Annotated in this window: 18 protein-coding genes; 10 read left to right on the top strand and 8 right to left on the bottom strand. The window is 65.9% G+C overall.

Features of this window, described 5'->3' with window-relative positions; translation table 11 throughout:
• Nucleotides 1–47: 47 nt before the first annotated feature.
• From KC8_RS16055 to rpsM, 5 genes are all read right to left on the bottom strand, one after another.
• Nucleotides 48–2,165 carry a prolyl oligopeptidase family serine peptidase gene (locus KC8_RS16055; protein ID WP_010123855.1) on the bottom strand — a complete coding sequence of 706 codons (2,118 nt, stop codon included), beginning with the start codon at nt 2,163–2,165 and terminating at the stop codon, nt 48–50.
• Between the two features lie 88 nt (nt 2,166–2,253).
• Entirely contained in the window at nt 2,254–2,676 is a 423-nt protein-coding gene (gene rplQ / locus KC8_RS16050) for a 50S ribosomal protein L17 (RefSeq protein WP_010123857.1), read from the bottom strand.
• Between the two features lie 123 nt (nt 2,677–2,799).
• Complete coding sequence (locus KC8_RS16045; RefSeq protein WP_010123859.1) at nt 2,800–3,861, bottom strand: DNA-directed RNA polymerase subunit alpha; 1,062 nt, start codon at nt 3,859–3,861, stop codon at nt 2,800–2,802.
• 88 nt (nt 3,862–3,949) lie between these two features.
• Complete coding sequence (gene rpsK, locus KC8_RS16040) at nt 3,950–4,339, bottom strand: 30S ribosomal protein S11 (protein WP_010123860.1); 390 nt, start codon at nt 4,337–4,339, stop codon at nt 3,950–3,952.
• A 115-nt stretch (nt 4,340–4,454) separates the two neighbouring features.
• Nucleotides 4,455–4,823 (bottom strand): 30S ribosomal protein S13, encoded by a 369-nt coding sequence (gene rpsM, locus KC8_RS16035; protein WP_010123861.1) that lies wholly within the window; start codon nt 4,821–4,823, stop codon nt 4,455–4,457.
• A 216-nt stretch (nt 4,824–5,039) separates the two neighbouring features.
• Between rpsM and KC8_RS16030 the strand changes: the two genes are divergently transcribed.
• Genes KC8_RS16030 through KC8_RS16015 form a run of 4 tightly spaced genes read left to right on the top strand, consistent with a single transcriptional unit; the run spans nt 5,040 to nt 8,747 of the window.
• Nucleotides 5,040–6,149, top strand: coding sequence for an 8-amino-7-oxononanoate synthase (locus KC8_RS16030; protein ID WP_010123862.1), 1,110 nt, complete (start codon nt 5,040–5,042; stop codon nt 6,147–6,149).
• The gene (locus tag KC8_RS16025; protein ID WP_010123864.1) at nt 6,146–6,883 is read left to right on the top strand and encodes a methyltransferase; all 738 of its coding nucleotides are present in this window, start codon (nt 6,146–6,148) and stop codon (nt 6,881–6,883) included. Before KC8_RS16030 ends, KC8_RS16025 begins: the two co-directional genes overlap by 4 nt.
• Nucleotides 6,880–7,494 (top strand): dethiobiotin synthase, encoded by a 615-nt coding sequence (bioD, locus tag KC8_RS16020; protein WP_010123866.1) that lies wholly within the window; start codon nt 6,880–6,882, stop codon nt 7,492–7,494. Before KC8_RS16025 ends, bioD begins: the two co-directional genes overlap by 4 nt.
• On the top strand, nt 7,491–8,747 hold the full coding sequence (locus tag KC8_RS16015) for an adenosylmethionine--8-amino-7-oxononanoate transaminase (RefSeq protein ID WP_010123868.1): 1,257 nt from the start codon (nt 7,491–7,493) through the stop codon (nt 8,745–8,747). Before bioD ends, KC8_RS16015 begins: the two co-directional genes overlap by 4 nt.
• A gap of 259 nt (nt 8,748–9,006) precedes the next feature.
• On the opposite strand, the gene KC8_RS16010 is transcribed toward KC8_RS16015, so the two are convergent.
• A complete protein-coding gene (locus tag KC8_RS16010; protein ID WP_010123870.1) occupies nt 9,007–10,566 on the bottom strand; it encodes a M23 family metallopeptidase in 1,560 nt (519 codons plus the stop codon).
• Nucleotides 10,567–10,787: 221 nt separating this feature from the next.
• Here KC8_RS16010 and KC8_RS16005 point away from each other — a divergent pair, with 221 nt between their 5' ends.
• The 4 genes from KC8_RS16005 to KC8_RS15990 all read left to right on the top strand — a co-directional run bounded on the left by KC8_RS16005 (nt 10,788) and on the right by KC8_RS15990 (nt 14,803).
• Nucleotides 10,788–13,331: a helicase-related protein gene (locus KC8_RS16005; RefSeq protein ID WP_010123872.1), complete on the top strand. Its 2,544-nt coding sequence runs from the start codon at nt 10,788–10,790 to the stop codon at nt 13,329–13,331.
• A complete protein-coding gene (locus KC8_RS16000; RefSeq protein WP_010123873.1) occupies nt 13,324–13,614 on the top strand; it encodes an RNA-binding S4 domain-containing protein in 291 nt (96 codons plus the stop codon). Before KC8_RS16005 ends, KC8_RS16000 begins: the two co-directional genes overlap by 8 nt.
• Nucleotides 13,615–13,701: 87 nt before the next feature.
• Nucleotides 13,702–14,040 carry a ferredoxin FdxA gene (fdxA, locus tag KC8_RS15995; protein WP_010123876.1) on the top strand — a complete coding sequence of 113 codons (339 nt, stop codon included), beginning with the start codon at nt 13,702–13,704 and terminating at the stop codon, nt 14,038–14,040.
• 241 nt (nt 14,041–14,281) lie between these two features.
• Entirely contained in the window at nt 14,282–14,803 is a 522-nt protein-coding gene (locus KC8_RS15990) for a CarD family transcriptional regulator (RefSeq protein WP_010123879.1), read from the top strand.
• A gap of 345 nt (nt 14,804–15,148) precedes the next feature.
• Here the strand turns inward: KC8_RS15990 and KC8_RS15985 are convergent, their stop codons facing one another.
• On the bottom strand, nt 15,149–16,555 hold the full coding sequence (locus KC8_RS15985; RefSeq protein WP_029624307.1) for an aldehyde dehydrogenase family protein: 1,407 nt from the start codon (nt 16,553–16,555) through the stop codon (nt 15,149–15,151).
• A gap of 245 nt (nt 16,556–16,800) precedes the next feature.
• Between KC8_RS15985 and KC8_RS20545 the strand changes: the two genes are divergently transcribed.
• Together KC8_RS20545 and KC8_RS15980 are read left to right on the top strand one after the other, a co-directional pair.
• On the top strand, nt 16,801–16,926 hold the full coding sequence (locus tag KC8_RS20545; protein WP_257789631.1) for a hypothetical protein: 126 nt from the start codon (nt 16,801–16,803) through the stop codon (nt 16,924–16,926).
• 91 nt (nt 16,927–17,017) lie between these two features.
• Complete coding sequence (locus tag KC8_RS15980; protein ID WP_138956603.1) at nt 17,018–17,245, top strand: hypothetical protein; 228 nt, start codon at nt 17,018–17,020, stop codon at nt 17,243–17,245.
• A gap of 9 nt (nt 17,246–17,254) precedes the next feature.
• Here KC8_RS15980 and KC8_RS15975 read toward each other — a convergent pair whose 3' ends face one another.
• Nucleotides 17,255–18,562 carry a sensor histidine kinase gene (locus tag KC8_RS15975; protein WP_010123885.1) on the bottom strand — a complete coding sequence of 436 codons (1,308 nt, stop codon included), beginning with the start codon at nt 18,560–18,562 and terminating at the stop codon, nt 17,255–17,257.
• Nucleotides 18,563–18,608: the final 46 nt, after the last annotated feature.

Below are 18,608 nucleotides of genomic sequence, written 5' to 3'. Positions count from 1 at the left end.
GGATGCCGCCGTAGAAGAGTTAGCGCCTGACGCAAGGGCATCGCGCCTTATTCGGCCGGAACCGCCAACCCCGTCCACCGGGCGGCGAACGCCCAGAGATCGGCATATTCCGCGATCACCTTGTCGGTCGGCTTGCCCGATCCGTGGCCCGCGCGCGTTTCGATGCGGATCAAATGCGGCTTGTCACCGATCGCGGCGGCCTGGAGCGCCGCGACATATTTGAAGCTGTGACCGGGCACCACGCGATCGTCGGTATCGGCGGTCGTCACCAGGATCGCCGGATACATCTGGCCGCGCCGGATATTGTGATAGGGCGAATAGGCCCGCAACACCCGAAAATCATCTTCCTTGTTCGGATAGCCATAGTCATCGACCCAGTAGCGGCCGGCGGTAAAGCGATCGAACCGCAGCATATCCATCACGCCCACCGCGGGCAGCGCGGCCGCGAACAGATCGGGCCGCTGGTTGGTGACGGCGCCGACCAGCAGGCCACCGTTGGACCGGCCCATGATCGCCAGCCGGCCTTTGGCGCTGATCCCTTCGCGGATCAGATATTCCCCGGCGGCGATGAAATCATCGAACACATTCTGCTTGTTGGCCAGCCGCCCGCCGTCGTGCCATGCCTTGCCATATTCCCCGCCGCCACGAATGTTGGCGAGGGCATAGACCCCGCCCATTTCCATCCATGCCAGATTGGCCGGGCTGAACGCCGGCCGCGACGAGACGTTGAACCCGCCATAAGCGTAAAGCAGCGTCGGCTGGCCGCCTTTGATATCCAGCCCCTTCTTGTGGACGACGAACAGCGGCACGCGGGTGCCATCCTTCGACGCATAGAAACGCTGTTCGACGACATAATCCGCCGGATCGAAGGCGACCCTGGGGATCGCGAACGGCGTCACCTTCGCGGTCGCCGCATCATAGCGATAGATCGCCGTCGGCACGTTGAAACTGGTGAAGGCGAAGAAGGTTTCCGGATCGGCCGCGTCCCCGCCAAACCCGATCGCCGTGCCGATCCCCGGCAGTTCGACCCGTCCCGCCGGCTGCCCGTCCAGCGTGAAAATGCGGACTTCCGTGCGCGCGTCGACCAGATTGGTGACGATCAGCTTACCGCCGACAACCGCCGCGCTATCGATCGTCGCCTTGCTTTCGGGGACGATTTCGCTGGGGGCGCCGCCACCGGCATCAAGCGCGACGATGCGCTGCAAGGGGGCGTCCTTGTTCGTCAGGAACAACAGTGTATCGCCACGGCTGCCGACCAGCGTCCAATTATGTTCCAGTCCCTTGACCAGCGTGATCGGCGCCGCATCGGCCACACGCAGATCGATCAGCGTGATTTCATAGCGATCGTCAGTGCCCTGCGCCGATGTGATGACAAGCCATGCGCCATCGTCGGTCACCGCCGCACTGTGGCCCAGCAATGGGCGATCGGGCGTCGCATAGACCAGCCGATCGGCGGATTGCGGGGTGCCGAGGCGGTGGAAATAAACCTGCTGATTCTCGTTGAGCGCCTGAAACGCCTCGCCCGCTTTCGGTTCGGCAAAGCGCGAATAATATAGCCCGCTGCCGTCCCTGGCCCAGGCGAGATTGGAAAATTTCACCCATTTCAGCTCATCGCCGGTGGGCTGGCCGCTGGCGACATCGAGGATACGGACCGTACGCCAGTCGCTGCCGCCATCCTGCACCGCATAAGCCAGCCTTGCGCCATCCTTCGACGGCGTCCATTCGGCCAGCGCGGTCGCGCCATCCTTCGCCCACCCGTTGGGATCGATCAGCGCACGCTGCGCCCCGGCAAGACCATCGCGGACATAAAGGATCGACTGGTTCTGCAGGCCATCATTGCGGGTATAGAAATACCGGCTACCTGCCTTTTCGGGCACGCCATAGCGTTCGTAATTCCACAGATGCGTCAACCGCGCCTTGATCGCTGCGCGGCCAGGCAAGGTGGCAAGATAGGCATCGGTAAGCTGGTTCTGCTGACCGACCCATTTCGCCACCCTGGGATCGGTGCGGACGTCATTTTCGAGCCAGCGATAGGGATCGGCCACGGTTTCGCCGAATTGCGTGTCCTGAACGGCCTCGCGCTCGGTGACCGGATAGGTGATCGGTGCGGCAATGGCGGGGGTTGTGGTGGCAGACAGCAGCATCGCGGCGACAATCGTCTTCATAAACGGCCTCAAGCCTTCCGGACACAAAGCAAAGGCCGGAGACTAACGTCCCCGGCCTTGCATTCAACCCCGAGAGGCAGCCTGAAAATCAGGCGGCTTCGTCGAAATCGTCTTCGGACTGGACCGGACCGGAATCCTGGCCCTTGGCCGACACGTCACGATCGACGAATTCGATGATCGCCATCGAAGCCGCGTCCGACGCACGGATGCCGGCCTTGACGATGCGGATGTAACCGCCGTTGCGATCCTTGTAGCGTTCGGCCAGCACGTCGAACAGCTTCTTGAGCTGCGTGTCATCGAGCAGGCGCGCATGCGCCAGACGACGGTTGGCCAGGCCACCCTTCTTGCCGAGCGTCACCAGCTTTTCGACGTACGGGCGAAGTTCCTTCGCCTTGGCGAGCGTGGTGGTGATCTGTTCATGCTTGATCAGGGCTGCCGACATGTTGCGGAACAGCGCGGTACGATGCGACGAGGTCCGCTGAAGCTTACGACCGCCTACGCGATGGCGCATGATTAAGTCCTTCCTGTTTGTTCCGAAGCCGTTTCAGGTACTTCGGACCACGCCCCCTTTGAGAACCGGCGGGAGCGCAAAGCCGGATGAAACTGCCTTCCGGGCGAACCCGGAAGGCGAGGATCAAAATTCCTGTTCGAGCTTCTTGGCCATTTCCTCGATATTCTCAGGCGGCCAGCCGGGGATTTCCATACCCAGGCGCAGCCCCATCGAAGCGAGGACTTCCTTGATCTCGTTGAGCGACTTGCGGCCGAAATTCGGCGTGCGCAGCATCTCCGCTTCGGTCTTCTGCACGAGATCGCCGATGTAGATGATGTTGTCGTTCTTGAGGCAGTTGGCCGAACGGACGGACAGTTCCAGCTCGTCCACCTTCTTGAGAAGGTAGCGGTTGAGCTGGTTGGCATTCTGTTCGGGTTCGCCACCGGCGGACGGGGCAGCCGGAACACCCGCGGACGGCGCGGCCTGCACCAGCGCGTCTTCGAAGTGGACGAACAGCTGAAGCTGGTCCTGCAGGATGCGCGCGGCATAAGCCAGCCCGTCTTCCGGCGTGACCGTGCCATCGGTTTCGATGGTCAGCGTCAGCTTGTCATAATCGAGTTCCTGGCCGACGCGGGTGTTTTCCACCTTGTACGCCACCTGACGAACCGGCGAATACAGCGCATCGACCGGGATCAGGCCGATCGGCGCATCCGCCGGACGGTTCGAAGCCGCCGGGACATAGCCCTTACCGACATCGGCGGTCAGCTCCATGTTGAGCGTCGCGCCTTCATCGAGATGGCAGATCACCAGATCGGGGTTCATCACTTCGATGTCGCCGGTCGTGGCGATATCGCCCGCCGTCACTTCGGCCGGGCCGGTGACGGAAAGCTGAAGGCGCTTGGCCCCTTCGCCCTGCATGCGCAGCGCAAGCTGCTTCACGTTGAGCACGATGTCCGTCACGTCCTCGCGCACACCGGCGAGGCTCGAAAACTCATGCAGCACATTCTCGATCTTGATCGAGGTAACGGCAGCACCCTGCAACGAAGAAAGGAGCACACGACGCAGCGAGTTACCCAGCGTCAGGCCGAAGCCGCGTTCCAGCGGCTCGGCGACGAATGTCGCCTTGCGCTTGCTGTCGCCACCCGCCTTCTTTTCGAGGCCCTGCGGCTTCTTCAATTCCTGCCAGTTCTTTGCGTTGACAGCCATGGACTTCCCCTTGGGGGTTGGACCACCGCGCGTCCGCGGCAGCCGGAAAACTCGGGGCGGAGGCCATCAAGACCCCCGCCAAGCACAATCAGACGCGGCGACGCTTGGAAGGCCGCACGCCGTTGTGCGGGATCGGCGTCACGTCGCGGATCGAAGTGATATGGAAACCGACCGCCTGCAGCGCACGAAGCGCCGATTCACGGCCCGAACCGGGACCCTTGACTTCGACTTCGAGGGTGCGGACGCCATGTTCCGCCGCCTTCTTGCCAGCGTCTTCGGCGGCGACCTGCGCGGCGTAAGGCGTCGACTTGCGGCTGCCCTTGAAGCCCATCATGCCTGCCGACGACCAGGCAATCGCATTGCCCTGTGCATCGGTGATGGTGATCATGGTGTTGTTGAAGCTGGCGTTCACATGGGCGACGCCGGCGGTGATGTTCTTGCGTTCGCGACGGCGAAGACGCTGCGGTTCACGTGCCATGGATGAATCCTGACCTTAAATCTTGCGTGGCGCCGGGGTGCCCGCCAGACCATGCCCATATCGGGCGCTGTCCAGCGGAAGCCTGCCTCCGGCGGAGTAATTCGTCCGGGACGAATTACTTCTTCTTGCCGGCGATCGGCTTGGCCTTGCCCTTGCGGGTGCGCGCATTGGTGTGCGTGCGCTGACCACGGACCGGAAGGCCCTTGCGATGACGCAGGCCACGATAGCAAGCGAGGTCCATCAGGCGCTTGATGTTCATCGCCACCTGGCGGCGAAGATCGCCTTCCACGGTATAGCCGGCGTCGATCGCCTCGCGAATCTGCAGGACTTCCTGGTCCGACAGGTCCTGAACGCGACGCTCGCGGGCGATGCCCAGCTTGCCGGTGATTTCCTTGGCTTTGGCCGGACCAATGCCGTGGATATAGGTAAGCGCGATTTCAACGCGCTTGTTGGTCGGGATGTTAACACCCGCAATACGTGCCACTTTACTTTTCTCCTGCTCCACAGAACGGGTGGCTTGCCCGTTCCATCTCGACGCACCCCGCAAAGAACGAAAAAACGGCGCACGCCGAAACGCCGCCGGAACCGTTCTCTGGGGATGGCCAGCATTTATGGGCCGGTGTCGCCAGAGTCAAGCACCGCCGCCACGATTCCGCCAGCGCTGGCAAGCCGTCGCCGGTTGGGCTAGGGCGCGCCGGCAATGGCGATCCTCGACCAGCATCGCGCGGACCTTGCCGCGCTCGCGAGCCGTGACCGGCTGCGCCGGCTTATTCCCCGCGCCGGCCGGGACTTTGCTTCCAACGACTATCTGGGGCTGGCCGGATCGTCCGCACTGGCCGAATCGGTCAACGCGGCGGTGGCGCGGGGTGTGCCCGTGGGTTCGGGCGGATCGCGCCTGCTGCGCGGCAACCATAGCGAGCATGAGGCGCTGGAGGCCGAGGCCGCCGCCTTCTTCGGCAGCGAATCGGCGCTGTACTTCTCGTCGGGATATACCGCCAATGCGACCCTGCTGGCCGCACTGCCGACGCGGGGCGATCTGGTCGTCTATGACGCGCTGATCCATGCCAGCGTCCATGAAGGGATGCGTGGCGGGCGGGCCGACCGGATGGCGGCGGCGCATAATGATGTCGGCGCGTTTGCCGATGCGATCACAAGATGGCGCGCGCGCGGCGGCAAGGGCCGGGTGTGGATCGCGATCGAGAGTCTCTACAGCATGGACGGCGACAGCGCGCCGATCGCCGACCTTGCGGCGCTGGCCGAACGCGAGGACGCCTTCCTGCTGATCGACGAGGCGCATGCCACCGGCGTGTTCGGCCAGGACGGACGTGGCCTCGCCGCCGAACTGGAGGGGCGCGATTATGTGCTGACCCTGCGCACCTGCGGCAAGGCGCTGGGCTGCGAGGGTGCGCTGGTGTGCGGGCCGAAGGTGATGACCGACTATCTGGTCAATCGCGGGCGCGGCTTCATTTTTTCGACCGCGCCATCGCCGCTGATGGCGGCGGCGGTGCGGGCATCGCTGGCGATCCTGCGCGACGAGCCGGAACGGCGCGAACGACTGCTGGCGCTGATCGCCCATGCCGGCGCGCAAGGATTGCCGGCGAGCGGATCGCAGATCGTGCCCGTCATCATCGGTGACGACGGACGGACGATGGCGATGGCGGCGGCGCTGCAAGCCCACGGCTTCGACGTGCGCGGCATCCGGCCGCCGACGGTGCCGGCGGGGACATCGCGGTTGAGGGTCTCGTTGACACTCAATGTGGGAACCGAAGACATCACCGCCTTATCCAACACGCTGAAGGCGCTGGCGTGATCATCGCGGTCGCACGCGCGTTCGACGGGGCCGACGCCTATGATGAGGCAGCGCGGGTCCAGGCCTATGCGGCATCCCGGCTGGCCGAACGGATCGCGGCGCTGCCCTTGCCCCGGCCCCTGCGCATATTGGAGATCGGCTGCGGCACCGGTCTGCTTTCGCAGGCGCTGATCGCCCGCATCCCGCAGGGCGACTGGCTGCTGACCGACATCGCCCCGGCGATGCTGAAGCGGTGCGCGGCGCGCATCGGCCCAATCCAACAGGTGGCCTATGCCGTCGTCGATGGCGAACATCCGGCGGTGGACGGGCGGTTTGACCTGATCTGTTCGAGCTTTGCGTTCCAGTGGTTCACCGATCTGCCCGCCGCGCTGGAGCGGCTGACGGCGCTGTTGAATCCCGGCGGCACGCTGGCTTTCGCGACGATGGCCGAAGGCAGCTTCGCCGAATGGGATGACGCCCACCGCACGGCGACCGGCAGCGGCGCGGCAATGGCCACCTATCCCAGCGCGGACGCCCTGCGCGCGATGGGCGCGACCGTGGAGCTGGAAAGCGTGCGCGAGGCCCATCACGACGCCCGCGCGTTCCTGGCAAGCCTGCGCGCGATCGGCGCGCACCGCCCGCGCGCCGCCCGCCCGCCGGTGGCCGCCCCCGCCCTGCGCCGCGCGATGGCCGCGTTCGAAGCGGCGGGCGCCACCGTCACCTACACCATCGCCTACGGGACCATCAGCCTATGAACCGCTTCGTCGTCACCGGCACCGACACCGGCATCGGCAAGACCATCTTCGCCGCCGGGCTGACGCAGGCGCTGGCCGCGACCTATTGGAAGCCGGTGCAGGCCGGGCTGGACGAAGAAACCGACAGCGCCACCGTCGCCCGGCTGGCCGGCCGCCCCGTGCTGCCCGAAGCGCACCGGCTGATCCACCCGCTTTCACCCCACCGCGCCGCCGAACTGGAAGGGCGGGTGATCGACGCCGACGCGCTCGCCCCGCCCGCCTGCGCCGGCCCGCTGGTGATCGAAGGCGCGGGCGGCCCGCTGGTGCCGGTGAACCGCGAGACCCTGTTCGCCGACATCTTCGCGCGCTGGGGCCTGCCGGTGATCCTGTGCGCGCGGACCGGCCTTGGCACGATCAACCACAGCCTGGGTTCGATCGAAGCGCTGCGCGCGCGCGGCATCACGGTGCATGGGATCGCGTTCATCGGGACGGCGAACGAGGATAATGAAGCGACCATCGCCGCAATCGGCCAGGTCCGTCGACTGGGCCGCCTGCCCCACCTTGATCCGCTGACCCCCGACACGCTGGCCGCGGCCTTTGCCGACGGCTTCGATCCGGCGGCGTTCGCATGAGTTCGCCCGTCTGGCACGCCTTCACCCAGCATGGGCTGAACGAGGAAATCCCGCTGATCGCGCGGGCGCAGGGCGCCACGCTGTACGGCGCGGACGGACGCGAATGGATCGACGCGATATCATCCTGGTGGGTGATCACCCACGGCCATTGCGAACCACGCATCCAGGCCGCGATCCGTGCACAGACCGACCAGCTGGATCAGCTGATCTTCGCCGGGTGGACCCATGAACCGGCCGAAACCTTGGCGCGCGCGCTGGTCGACATCACGCCCGCAGGCCTTGAGCATGTGTTCTTTTCCGACAGCGGATCGACCAGCGTGGAAGTCGCGCTGAAAATGGCGCTGGGATACTGGCTGCACCGGGGCGAACCGCGCCACCGCATCCTCGTCCTGGAACATGGCTATCATGGCGATACGATCGGGGCGATGTCGGTGGGCGCGCGCGGCGTTTACAACCGGGCCTATGAACCGCTGCTGTTCGATGTCGGCACGATCCCCTTCCCCGCCGTCGGCCACGAACAGGCCAGCCTCGATGCGCTGGAGGCGGCCTGCCGCGCCGATGCAAAGCCCGCCGCGTTCATCGTCGAGCCGCTGGTGCTGGGGGCCGGCGGGATGCTGTTCTACGGCGCCGAAACACTGGCGCGGATGCGCGCGATCTGCGCCGCGCACGGCATATTGTTCATCGCCGACGAGGTGATGACCGGCTGGGGCCGCACCGGCACACTGCTCGCCTGCGATCAGGCCGGGATCGCGCCCGACATCCTGTGCCTGTCCAAGGGGCTGACCGGCGGCGCGCTGCCGCTGGCGGTGACCCTGGCGACGCCGGCGATCTTCGACGCGCACCTTTCGGACGATCGCGCGCGGATGTTCTTCCATTCATCGAGCTACACCGCCAACCCGGTGGCGTGTGCGGCGGCCAACGCCAACATCGCCATCTGGCGCGACGAGCCGGTGGCCGAACGGGTGACGGCACTGGCGGCGATGCAGGCGGAACGGCTGGCCCGGATCGATGGACGCGGGCGGATTGCAGCCAAGCGCCAGATGGGCACGATCACCGCGATGGAATATGCGGTAGCTGAAGGCAATTATCTGTCGGCGCTCGGCCCGAAACTGACCGCTTTCTTCCGGGATCGCGGCCTGCTGCTGCGCGCGATGGGCAACACCGTTTATGTGCTGCCGCCTTATTGCATCAGCCCGGCCGAACTGGACCGGGTTTATGATGCGATCGAGGAAGCAGCGGAGCGGGTGGGCTGACCCCTGCCCGAACGGCGCGGATCATGCCGGCCTGAAGGATCGTCGGCTATCGGGAAGGCTGGTTGATCGGCCGGATGGCTGGAAGGCCGGGGGAGTGGACGCCAGCGCTTCCTCCTCCCCTCCCTGGAAGGGAGGGGCTGGGGATGGGTGTCGCCGTAGGCGATCAGCGCATAGGCCGAGGAAGCTCGCTCCGCTCGCGACCCACCCCCGACCCCTCCCTTCCAGGGAGGGGAGAAGGATGGCCGCTTGCCCGCACCGCCTAGCTCTTGGGCGCGGCCTTTGCGGCCAGCTTTGCTTCGGCGCTGGCCTCGGGCTTGGCGACGGGGGCGGCGGGGGCGCCCGGCTTGACCGCCAGCAGCCGACCCAAGGTCGCCCGGAAGCGCGCGAGATCGGCGCCGGCCAGTTGCGACGTGGTGGTGAAGCTGATCGACTTCGGGTTGATCGCCACGCCGTTCTTATAGACTTCGTAATGGAGGTGCGGGCCGGTCGACAGGCCGGTCGACCCAACATAGCCGATCAACTGGCCTTGGCTGACGCGCTGCCCAACGCGGGCGACGATGCGGCTCATATGGCCGTATCCCGTGCCCATGCCGCCGGCATGGTTGATCTTCACATATTTGCCATGTCCGCCATGCCAGCCGGCAATGGCGACGATGCCGTCGGTGGCGGCCACGATCGGCGAACCATAAGCCGCGCCGAAATCCAGCCCTTTGTGCAGGCGGCTATAGCCCAGCAACGGATGGCGGCGCATGCCGAAACCCGATGTCATCCGCCCGGAAACGGGCTGGCGCATCACGCCACGCGTTTCGCCGACGCCCGAGGCTTCATACCATTGAGTGCTGCCGCCGCTGGTCCATTGCAGCAGCCGCGTCTGGCGCCGGCCCTGATCCAGCCCGGCATAAAGCAGCTTGCCGATTTCCACCTCGCCGGTTTCGGCGCGGCGCTGTTCGACGATGATGTCGAACCGATCGCTGGACCGGACATCCCGGCCGATCGACATGCGGCTACCGATCGCGCGGAGATAGGATTCGACCGCGCCCGCCGGCGCGCCGCTGGCGCGGGCAGCCCGGTACAGGCTGGAGCCGACGACACCCTGGATCCGCAGCGGCGTATCATCCACCGCGATCGGAATGCGCTTGAGCACGAGGCGGCCACCCACCCGTTCGACCCCCAGTTTGAGATCGAAGCGGGCGCGGAACAAGAGATGATCGAGCGGACGGGCCGATGCCTTGCTGGCGCGGCGGCCCAGCGTGACATCCATGCGCGTGCCGGGGCGGATGCCATCCAGGCTGACCGCGCCGGATACCATGCGGGCAACATCCTGCGCCTCGGCCTTGGCGACCCCGGCGCGTTCGAGCACGCGGGCAAAGCCATCGCCCTGCCCGATCGTGGCGACGAGATCGATCGACGGCCGTTCGGGTGTATCGGCCAGCGGTGCGGCGGCATCGGTGGGCGCCATGCGGCGGCCCGTATCAGCGCCCAGCCCCAGCGGGGTGATCGCCAGCGCGCGCGCCTGTTGCCACTGGCTTTCGGCCATCGGCGCCGGCGCGGCCCCGCGGATCGGCCCGAAATCCGGAAAGAAAGCGATCGGCGCAGCGCACAGCGCCAGGCAGGTGGCCAGCCCACGAAACCATTCGCGGGTGCCCAGACGCGAACCGAGATCGACCACCAGATCAAGATCGTGGATCGCCGCGCGCCAGCCGGTGAGGATGGGTTCGACCGAAGGGGCGACACCGAAGGACCGACGCAGCCCGCCACCCGGCACCAGCGCCGCAGCACCGCCACCATGGCCGAAACCGGCATCGTCCCGCTGATACAAGGCTAGCTGCCCCCGCCGCTGTTACGAAATCCCGCCGTCACGCTTACATCGCGCATGCGTTCGAGCCATGGACTCTGGCCAATCGGGGTTAAAGTCAAATTAAAGGCCGGCCTTCTCGCGGCCCGCTGCGGCGAGCCGGGGGACGAACGGGACAAACCGCACCACCCGGCGGGAACTTCTATCCCCTTGTTTTTGTCGGCCCGCGAGGCGATCTTGGCGGCATGTCGCGCCTCACTGCCTCACCGGTCGTCGCCGTCCTTGGCCCGACCAACACGGGCAAAACCCATCTCGCGATCGAGCGGATGTGCGGCCATTCCAGTGGCGCGATCGGCTTTCCCCTGCGCCTGCTGGCCCGCGAAGTGTATGAACGGGTGGTCGCGATCAAGGGGCCGGAACGGGTGGCGCTGATCACCGGCGAGGAAAAGATCCTTCCCGAACATGCCCGCTGGTTCTGCTGCACCGCCGAATCCATGCCGATCGACCGCGAATTCGCGTTCGTGGCGCTGGACGAAGCGCAACTGGGCGCGGACCCCGAACGCGGCCATGTCTTCACCGATCGCCTGCTGCGCGCACGCGGCCGCGACGAAACGATGATCCTGGGATCGGAAACGCTGCGGCCGATGCTGCGCCAACTGGTGCCCGATGCCGAAATCATCGGCCGACCGCGCTTTTCGACGCTCACTTATGCAGGGCCGGCCAAGCTTTCGCGCCTGCCGCCGCGATCGGTGATCGTCGCTTTCTCGTCCGAGGAGGTTTACGCCGTCGCCGAAATGCTGCGCCGGCTGCGCGGGGGCGCCGCCGTGGTGATGGGCGCGCTTTCCCCACGCACACGGAACGCGCAGGTGGCGATGTTCCAGGCCGGCGAGGTCGATTATCTCGTCGCCACCGACGCGATCGGCATGGGCCTGAATATGGATGTCGCCCATGTCGCCTTCGCGAGCTTGCGCAAATTCGATGGCAAGCGGGCGCGGCGGCTGACGGTTTCGGAAATGGCGCAGATCGCCGGGCGCGCCGGGCGGCACCAGCGCGACGGCACCTTCGGCACGCTGGCGGTGGAAGGCGGGCGCGGCGGTTTCGAGGAAGAAGAGATCGACGCGATCGAGCATCACCATTTCCCCCCGCTCGACTTTCTGTACTGGCGCAACGGCGCGCCCGATTTCCACAGCATCGATGCGCTGACCGGTTCACTGGAACGGCGGCCGCAATCGCCCGTGCTGCGCATGGCCCCGGAAGCGGTGGACCTGGCGGTGCTGCGCCGCCTGACGGAAGAAAGCTGGGTGCGCGACCGTGCACGCGGCGCAACACTCGTCAAACGGCTGTGGGCGGCGTGCGGCCTGCCCGATTTCCGCAAGACCGGGGCCGAACCGCACAGCCGGCTGGTCGCCAGGATCTTCCGCCATCTGAGCGAAGGCACCGGCCATATCCCCGCGCCATGGTTTGCCGACGAGATCGCCCGGCTCGATAGTGTGCAGGGCGACGTCGAAACGCTGGCCGACCGAATCGCGGCGGCCCGGACCTGGGCCTATATCGCCCACCGCGCCGACTGGCTGGCCGACCAGGCGAAATGGGCCGAACGCACCCGCCTGCTCGAAGAAAAACTGTCCGACGCGCTCCACCAGAAACTGACACAGCGCTTCGTCGACCGGCGGACCGCGGTGCTGATGCGCGATCTGGGCGCGCGCGGCGTGGATGCCCTGCCGGTAACGGTGGCCGAAGACGGCGCGGTCGCGGTCGACGGCGAGACGATCGGCCGGCTGGAAGGGTTCCGGTTCAAGGCGGATCACCTGGCGCGCCACCACGATATGAAACGGCTGATGGCGGCGGCCGAACGGCGGCTGGGCGGCGAACTGGCGCGGCGAGCGAAGCTGCTGGCAGCCGACGGCGACCCGGCGTTCAGCCTCGATACCGATGCGGGCCGCCCCGTCGCGATTTTCTGGCGGGGCGATATCGTCGCGCGGCTGGAACGCGGGCGCGACCTGCTGACCCCGCGGATCGCGCTGTACAAGGCGCTCGACGCGCTGGCCCCCGATGATCGCAAGGCCGTGGCCGAACGGCTCGCCCGCTGGATCGCCTTCGAAGTCGATCGCGTCCTGAAACCGCTGGCCGCGATCCAGACCGCCGCGCGCGATCCCACAGTCCCGCCGCCCCTGCGCGGCCTTTACGCGCCGCTGGCCGAAGCCGGCGGGATCGCCCCGCGCCAGCCGCTGGACGCGGCCATCGCCGGCGTCGACCGCGACATGCGCCAGAAAGCGGCCAAGGCGGGGCTGAAGCTCGGCACGCTCGACATCTATATTCCGGCGCTGCTGAAACCCGAACCGGTGCGCTGGCGGCTGGCGCTGGCCGCCGCGTTCGACAATGGGGTGATGCCGGCGCTGCCGCCCACCGGCGCCGCCGCGCTGCCGACACCAGCCGATGGCGACGCGTTCGCCGCCTTCGCCCGCGCCGGATACCGGCCGCTTGGCGCGCAGATGCTGCGGGTCGACCTTGCCGAACGGCTTGCCCGCATCGCGCATGACCGGCGGATGAGCGAAACGGAAAGAGGGCGCGGCGCGTTCGCACCCGATCCGGCGCTGGCGACGTCGCTTGGCCTGCGCCCGGCCAGCTTTGCGCAACTTATGCTGGCCCTGGGATTCCGGCCAAGCGAGGCAACCGCCAACGCCGCCCCGCGCTGGACTTGGCGCGGCGCACGCCGCCCCCGCCGGCCCGAACCGGCGCGGCCCGGCAACGCCTTCGCCGCGCTGGCCGCGATCCGCGCCGATGAGTGACGCGATTCGCATCGACAAATATCTGTGGTTCGTCCGGCTTACGAAAACGCGCAGCCTGGCGCAGGCGATCATCACCACCGGGCGGATGCGGGCTTCGGGACGGATTATCGAACGCGCGCATGGGCTGGTCCGCGTCGGGGAGGTGCTGACCTTCCCGCTCAACGGGCGGGTTCGCGTGATCCGGATCGAGGCCATTCCCGAACGGCGCGGCCCGGCCCCACAAGCCCGAATATGCTATACCGACCTGTCCCCCGCCCCGGAGCCGCACAGCAGCGGCAATTAAGAACGTCTCGCAGATGCACGGGAAATATTGACGGGGGGCCGCGCGCGCCATAGCAGGGCCGGCGTTCGAAGATAGAGAGTACCGACCATGACCTACGTCGTCACCGATGCCTGCATCCGCTGCAAGTATATGGACTGTGTCGAAGTTTGCCCGGTCGACTGCTTCTATGAAGGCGAGAACATGCTCGTCATCAACCCGAGCGAGTGCATCGACTGCGGCGTCTGCGAACCGGAATGCCCGGCCGAAGCGATCCTGCCCGACACCGAAGGCGGCCTGGAAAAGTGGCTGGAACTGAACAGCACCTTTTCGGCGCAATGGCCCAACATCACCCGCAAGGGCGATGCCCCGGCCGATGCCGACGAGCATAAGGGTGAAGACGGCAAGTTCGAGAAATATTTCTCGGCGGAACCCGGCCAGGGCGACTAAGCCCGGCCCTGCCGTAGCGACGCATTTGCGCAGCGCGGAAGGCCCCTGCTGACAGTGTTGTCCGCAGTGCTGGCCTTTTTCTGGCGAATCTGTTACAATCCACGCGATGGATGCGGTTGTACACGCATCTCCGTTCGGGACGCATGAATTTGCCGACGTTTACCGCTGCTTGGCGCGAATCCAATGATGGAGTCGTGACTGGGCAGGGTTTCGCGGCATTTCCAGAGAAAGGTCGAAATTGATGGCTGCCAAGGCGCTGAGCTTCGTTGTCGGCGATTATGTGGTGTACCCAAAGCACGGCGTTGGCCGTGTGGTCGAACTGCAAAGCCAGGAAATTGCTGGCGCCAAGCTGGAACTCTACGTTCTCCGTTTCGAAAAAGAACGCATGACGCTGCGCGTACCGACCAACAAGGCCGAAGCCGTTGGCATGCGCAAATTGTCGTCCAACGTGACCTTGCAGGAAGCGCTGCAGACGCTGAAGGGCAAGCCCAAGATCAAGCGCACGATGTGGTCGCGCCGCGCACAGGAATATGAAGCGAAGATCAATTCGGGCGACCTCGTGTCGATCGCCGAAGTGGTGCGCGATCTGTTCCGGGCCGACGATCAGCCCGAACAGAGCTATTCCGAACGCCAGATCTTCGAAGCGGCCACCAGCCGCCTCGCCCGCGAACTGGGCGCGATGGAACAGACCGACGAACTGGCGGCGCAGGACAAGATCCTCGACATCCTCCGCGCGGCAGCGGCGATCCACAACAAGGCGTAAGCACGCCCCATCGTTGTGACAAAAAGGGCGGTCCTGCGGGGCCGCCTTTTTTTGTTCGGTCGCTGATCAGGGAATTGACGCGAAACAGATGCTCGCCCGGCGCATAAACCGTCATTCCCGCGCAGGCGGGAATCCATATCCTTTACTGGTGCGGATCTTGCAACGCCGCGTTTATGTATCCCCGCCTGCGCGGGGGTGACGGAGGCTTTTCTCACCTCTCTTGCTGGCGAGCGGCGCCGATCGGCCGGATGCCCAAAAGCGCAGCTTCGATGCCGCGCGCGGCAAGGGTTCGTCGCGACCCACTCCTTATCCCCTCCCTTGATAGGGAGGGGATAAGGGCAAGGCTTACTGCCGCATCACGCTGACCACGGTGCGCTGGGCAAATTCGGTGAGGCCTTCCTTGCCGAATTCCACGCCGAGGCCCGATTGCTTGGCCCCGCCGAACGGGATCAGCGGGCCGAAATGGGTGTGGTGGTTGATCCACACCGTGCCGCTTTCGATCTGCGCGGCAACATCAAGGGCGGCATTGACGTCTTGCGACCAGACCGATCCGCCCAGCCCATATTCGGACGCGTTGGCGCGCGCGATCACGTCGGCCGGATCGTCATAGGCGATCACCGGCAGGATCGGCGCGAACTGTTCTTCGTCGACCAGCTTCGAGCCTTCGGCGATGTCGCGCACCAGCGTCGGTTCGATGAAATAGCCGCCGCCGTCGCGCGCCTTGCCGCCGGCAATCACCTTGCCATCGGCATGGGCGGCCGCAAGATAGGTCTTGGCCTTTTCATATTGCTGGGCGTTCTGCAGCGGGCCGACGCGGGTGCCCTGTTCAAGGCCATCGCCCAGCGCATATTGCGCCACTTCGGTTGCCAGCGCGTCGCACATTTCTTCGTAGATCGAACGGTGGACGTAGAGCCGCTTGAGCGCGATGCAGACTTGGCCCGCATTGTTGAACGCGCTGCCGGCCACACGCTGCGCGGTCTTGGCGATATCCGCGTCGGGCAGGACGATGCCCGCATCATTGCCGCCGAGTTCCAGGGTCAGGCGCTTCAGGGACGAGGCCGATGCCTCCATCACCTTGCGGCCGGTGGGGGTGGAGCCGGTGAAGCTGATCTTGGCGACATCGGGATGCGTGGTCAGCACCTGGCCCAGATCATTCTTGTCGACCAGCACGTTGACGACACCGGCGGGGAAGATGTCCTTGGCCAGTTTGGCGATCATCAGCGCGGTGACGGGCGTGGTGGGCGCGGCCTTCCAGATGAAGCTGTTGCCCAGCAGCACGGCGGGGGCGAGCTTGTAGCAGCCGATCAGCAGCGGGAAATTCCACGGCGTGATCCCCGCGACCACGCCAAGCGGACGATAATGCGTCTGGATGTGGAAATCCGCATCATCCTGCACGGTTTCCGGTTCGAGCGACTGGGTGGCGAAATGACGCAGGAAAATGGCGGCATAAGCGGTTTCGGCCTGCGCCTGTTCGAGCGGCTTGCCCTGTTCCATCACGAGATTGCGGGCGAGATCGGCGGCATTCGCGTCGATCGCATCGGCCAGCCGGACGAGGGCTGCCTGACGTTCGGCCAGCGGCTTTGCCGCCCAGCCCGGCTGTGCAGCCTTTGCCGCCGCGATCGCGCGCAGCATATCGGCCTCGGTCGCGCGGGCGACGGTGGTGAACGGCGCGCCCGTGGCGGGGTTTACGACATCGAGCGCCTGCGACCCATCGGTCAGCGCGCCATCGATCAGCATCTGGTAATCGGCCATCCGGTCATCCTTTCCATAACTGCCGGTTTTCCCGGTCATCCCGGCCAGCCTACGTCAGCCGGCCAGCATGGTCCTAGTCCGTTTGGACGGGATGACGCGAACACACGCCAGACAGGAACCCAGGACAGGCCGTCGCCGGGATGCGGGCTGGCCATATTGGCCAACCAGGACTATGATGGCGTCTCTGCTCCATCCCGGATCAGCGCGTTGGCCAAAGCGGCTCGAACGCCGTCGAGGAGCGAAAGATGGCCAAGGGCCAGATGAAGAGCAACAAGGAAACCCGAAAACCGAAGAAAGAGGCCCCGCCCAAGGGCAATGCCTCCAACCCTTCGACCAAGGATCCGGTGCACTCCGCGCTCGTCAAAAAATAGCCGGTGACCCTGGCCGCCCAGCATCCGGCGGCCAATCCTTTCCCGATATCGTAATTCCGCGAATACCGTCCGAGCGACGGAGGAGAATCCAATGTCTCGCGCCATGAACCTCAACGCGACCGTCGCCGACGTGACCACCACGTGCCGCACCCTCAACATCGCGACCACCGCGATCGAAGCGCTGATCCCCGAAGGAACCCGTGTCGTCTGCCAGACGAGCGAGGGCGCGATCGCGTTGCGCGCCAAGATGCGCACCAAGGTGATCAGCGGCGCCGTCGTCCGTGCACCGCGCTTCGTTGCCGCGAGTTCGATGCGCTGACGCGCCGGTTCAGGCGGCCGCCGGCAGGCGCAGACGCGCGAGCAGGCCGCCCAGATCCTCGCTTTCCTCAAGGCTGATCGTGCCTTCGTAGATTTCGACGACATCGCGGACGATGGCAAGGCCGAGGCCGGTGCCCGGCTTGCCGCTGTCGAGCCGGGCGCCGCGTTCGAACAATTTGCGGCGATCCGCCTCGGAAATGCCGGGGCCGTCATCCTCCACGATGATTTCGATGAAGCCCGCGTCGCGCTTCACCTCCACGAACACCCGGCCGCTGCCATATTTGGCGGCGTTTTCGATCAGGTTGCCGAGCATCTCTTCCAGATCCTGATGCTCGACATGAACGACCGCATCCTTGACCCCGGCCAGATCGACCGTGGCATGGCGATGCAGCCGCGACACCGCGCGTTCGACCGCCTTGAGCGCCGGCCACACTTCCGAACGGCTTTGCATCGATCCGCGCCGCCCGACCGCACGGGCGCGGGCGAGATGGTGATCGACCTGACGGCGCATCGTCGTCGCCTCGCGCACGATGGTCGCCTGCAGATCGGGGCTGTTCGCGGTCGCCTCGTTCATGATCACGGTGAGCGGGGTCTTGAGCGCATGGGCCAGATTGCCCGCATGGCGCCGCGCTTCTTCGGCCTGTTTTTCATTGTGGGCGAGCAGCGCGTTCAATTCCTCCACCATCGGCGCGATTTCATTGGGCAGGGCATCGTCGATCCGCGAAATCTGGCCGGCGCGCACCGCCGAAATGCCGCGCCTGATCTTGCGCAGCGGCCACAGGCCATAAGTGGCCTGCAACGCCGACGCGACGATCAGGCCAAGGCCCAGCAGGGCAAAGGCGCGAACGAGCGTGCGGCGCAAGGTGGCGATCTGATCGTCGAGCACGGCGCGGCCCTGCGCCACCTGAAACCGCCAGCGGATCTGTGATCCCGGCAGACGGATGTCGCGTTCCAGGACACGCAGCGGTTCATCGGCAAATTCGCGGCTGTCATATACCTCGATCGCATCATCGCGGCGTGGCGCCTTCACGTTCAACGCGCGATCCCACAAGGACCGCGAACGGAAGGTTTCATATCCGCGCCCGCTGATCTGGTAATATAGCCCCGAATAGGGTTCGAGGAAGCGCTGGTCAGCCAGTGGCCGGTTGAACCGCACTTCGCCATCCGGGCCGATTTCCGACGAGGCGATCATCGCCGTCAGCACATATTCGAGCTGGGCATCGAAATTGCGGGTGATCGCGGTCGTCAGCACGCGATCCAGCGCCAGGCCGCCGCCGACCAGCAGCACGAAAATCCACAGCGCCGAAATGCCGATCATCCGGCGGGTGAGCGACCCGGTGGACCGCGCGGTGGCCGGCGGCGGC

The organism is Sphingomonas sp. KC8, from assembly GCF_002151445.1.
Lineage (GTDB): Bacteria > Pseudomonadota > Alphaproteobacteria > Sphingomonadales > Sphingomonadaceae > Sphingomonas_E.
Note: the sequence above shows the minus strand (reverse complement) of the source record. Positions and strands in the feature narration are given on the sequence as shown.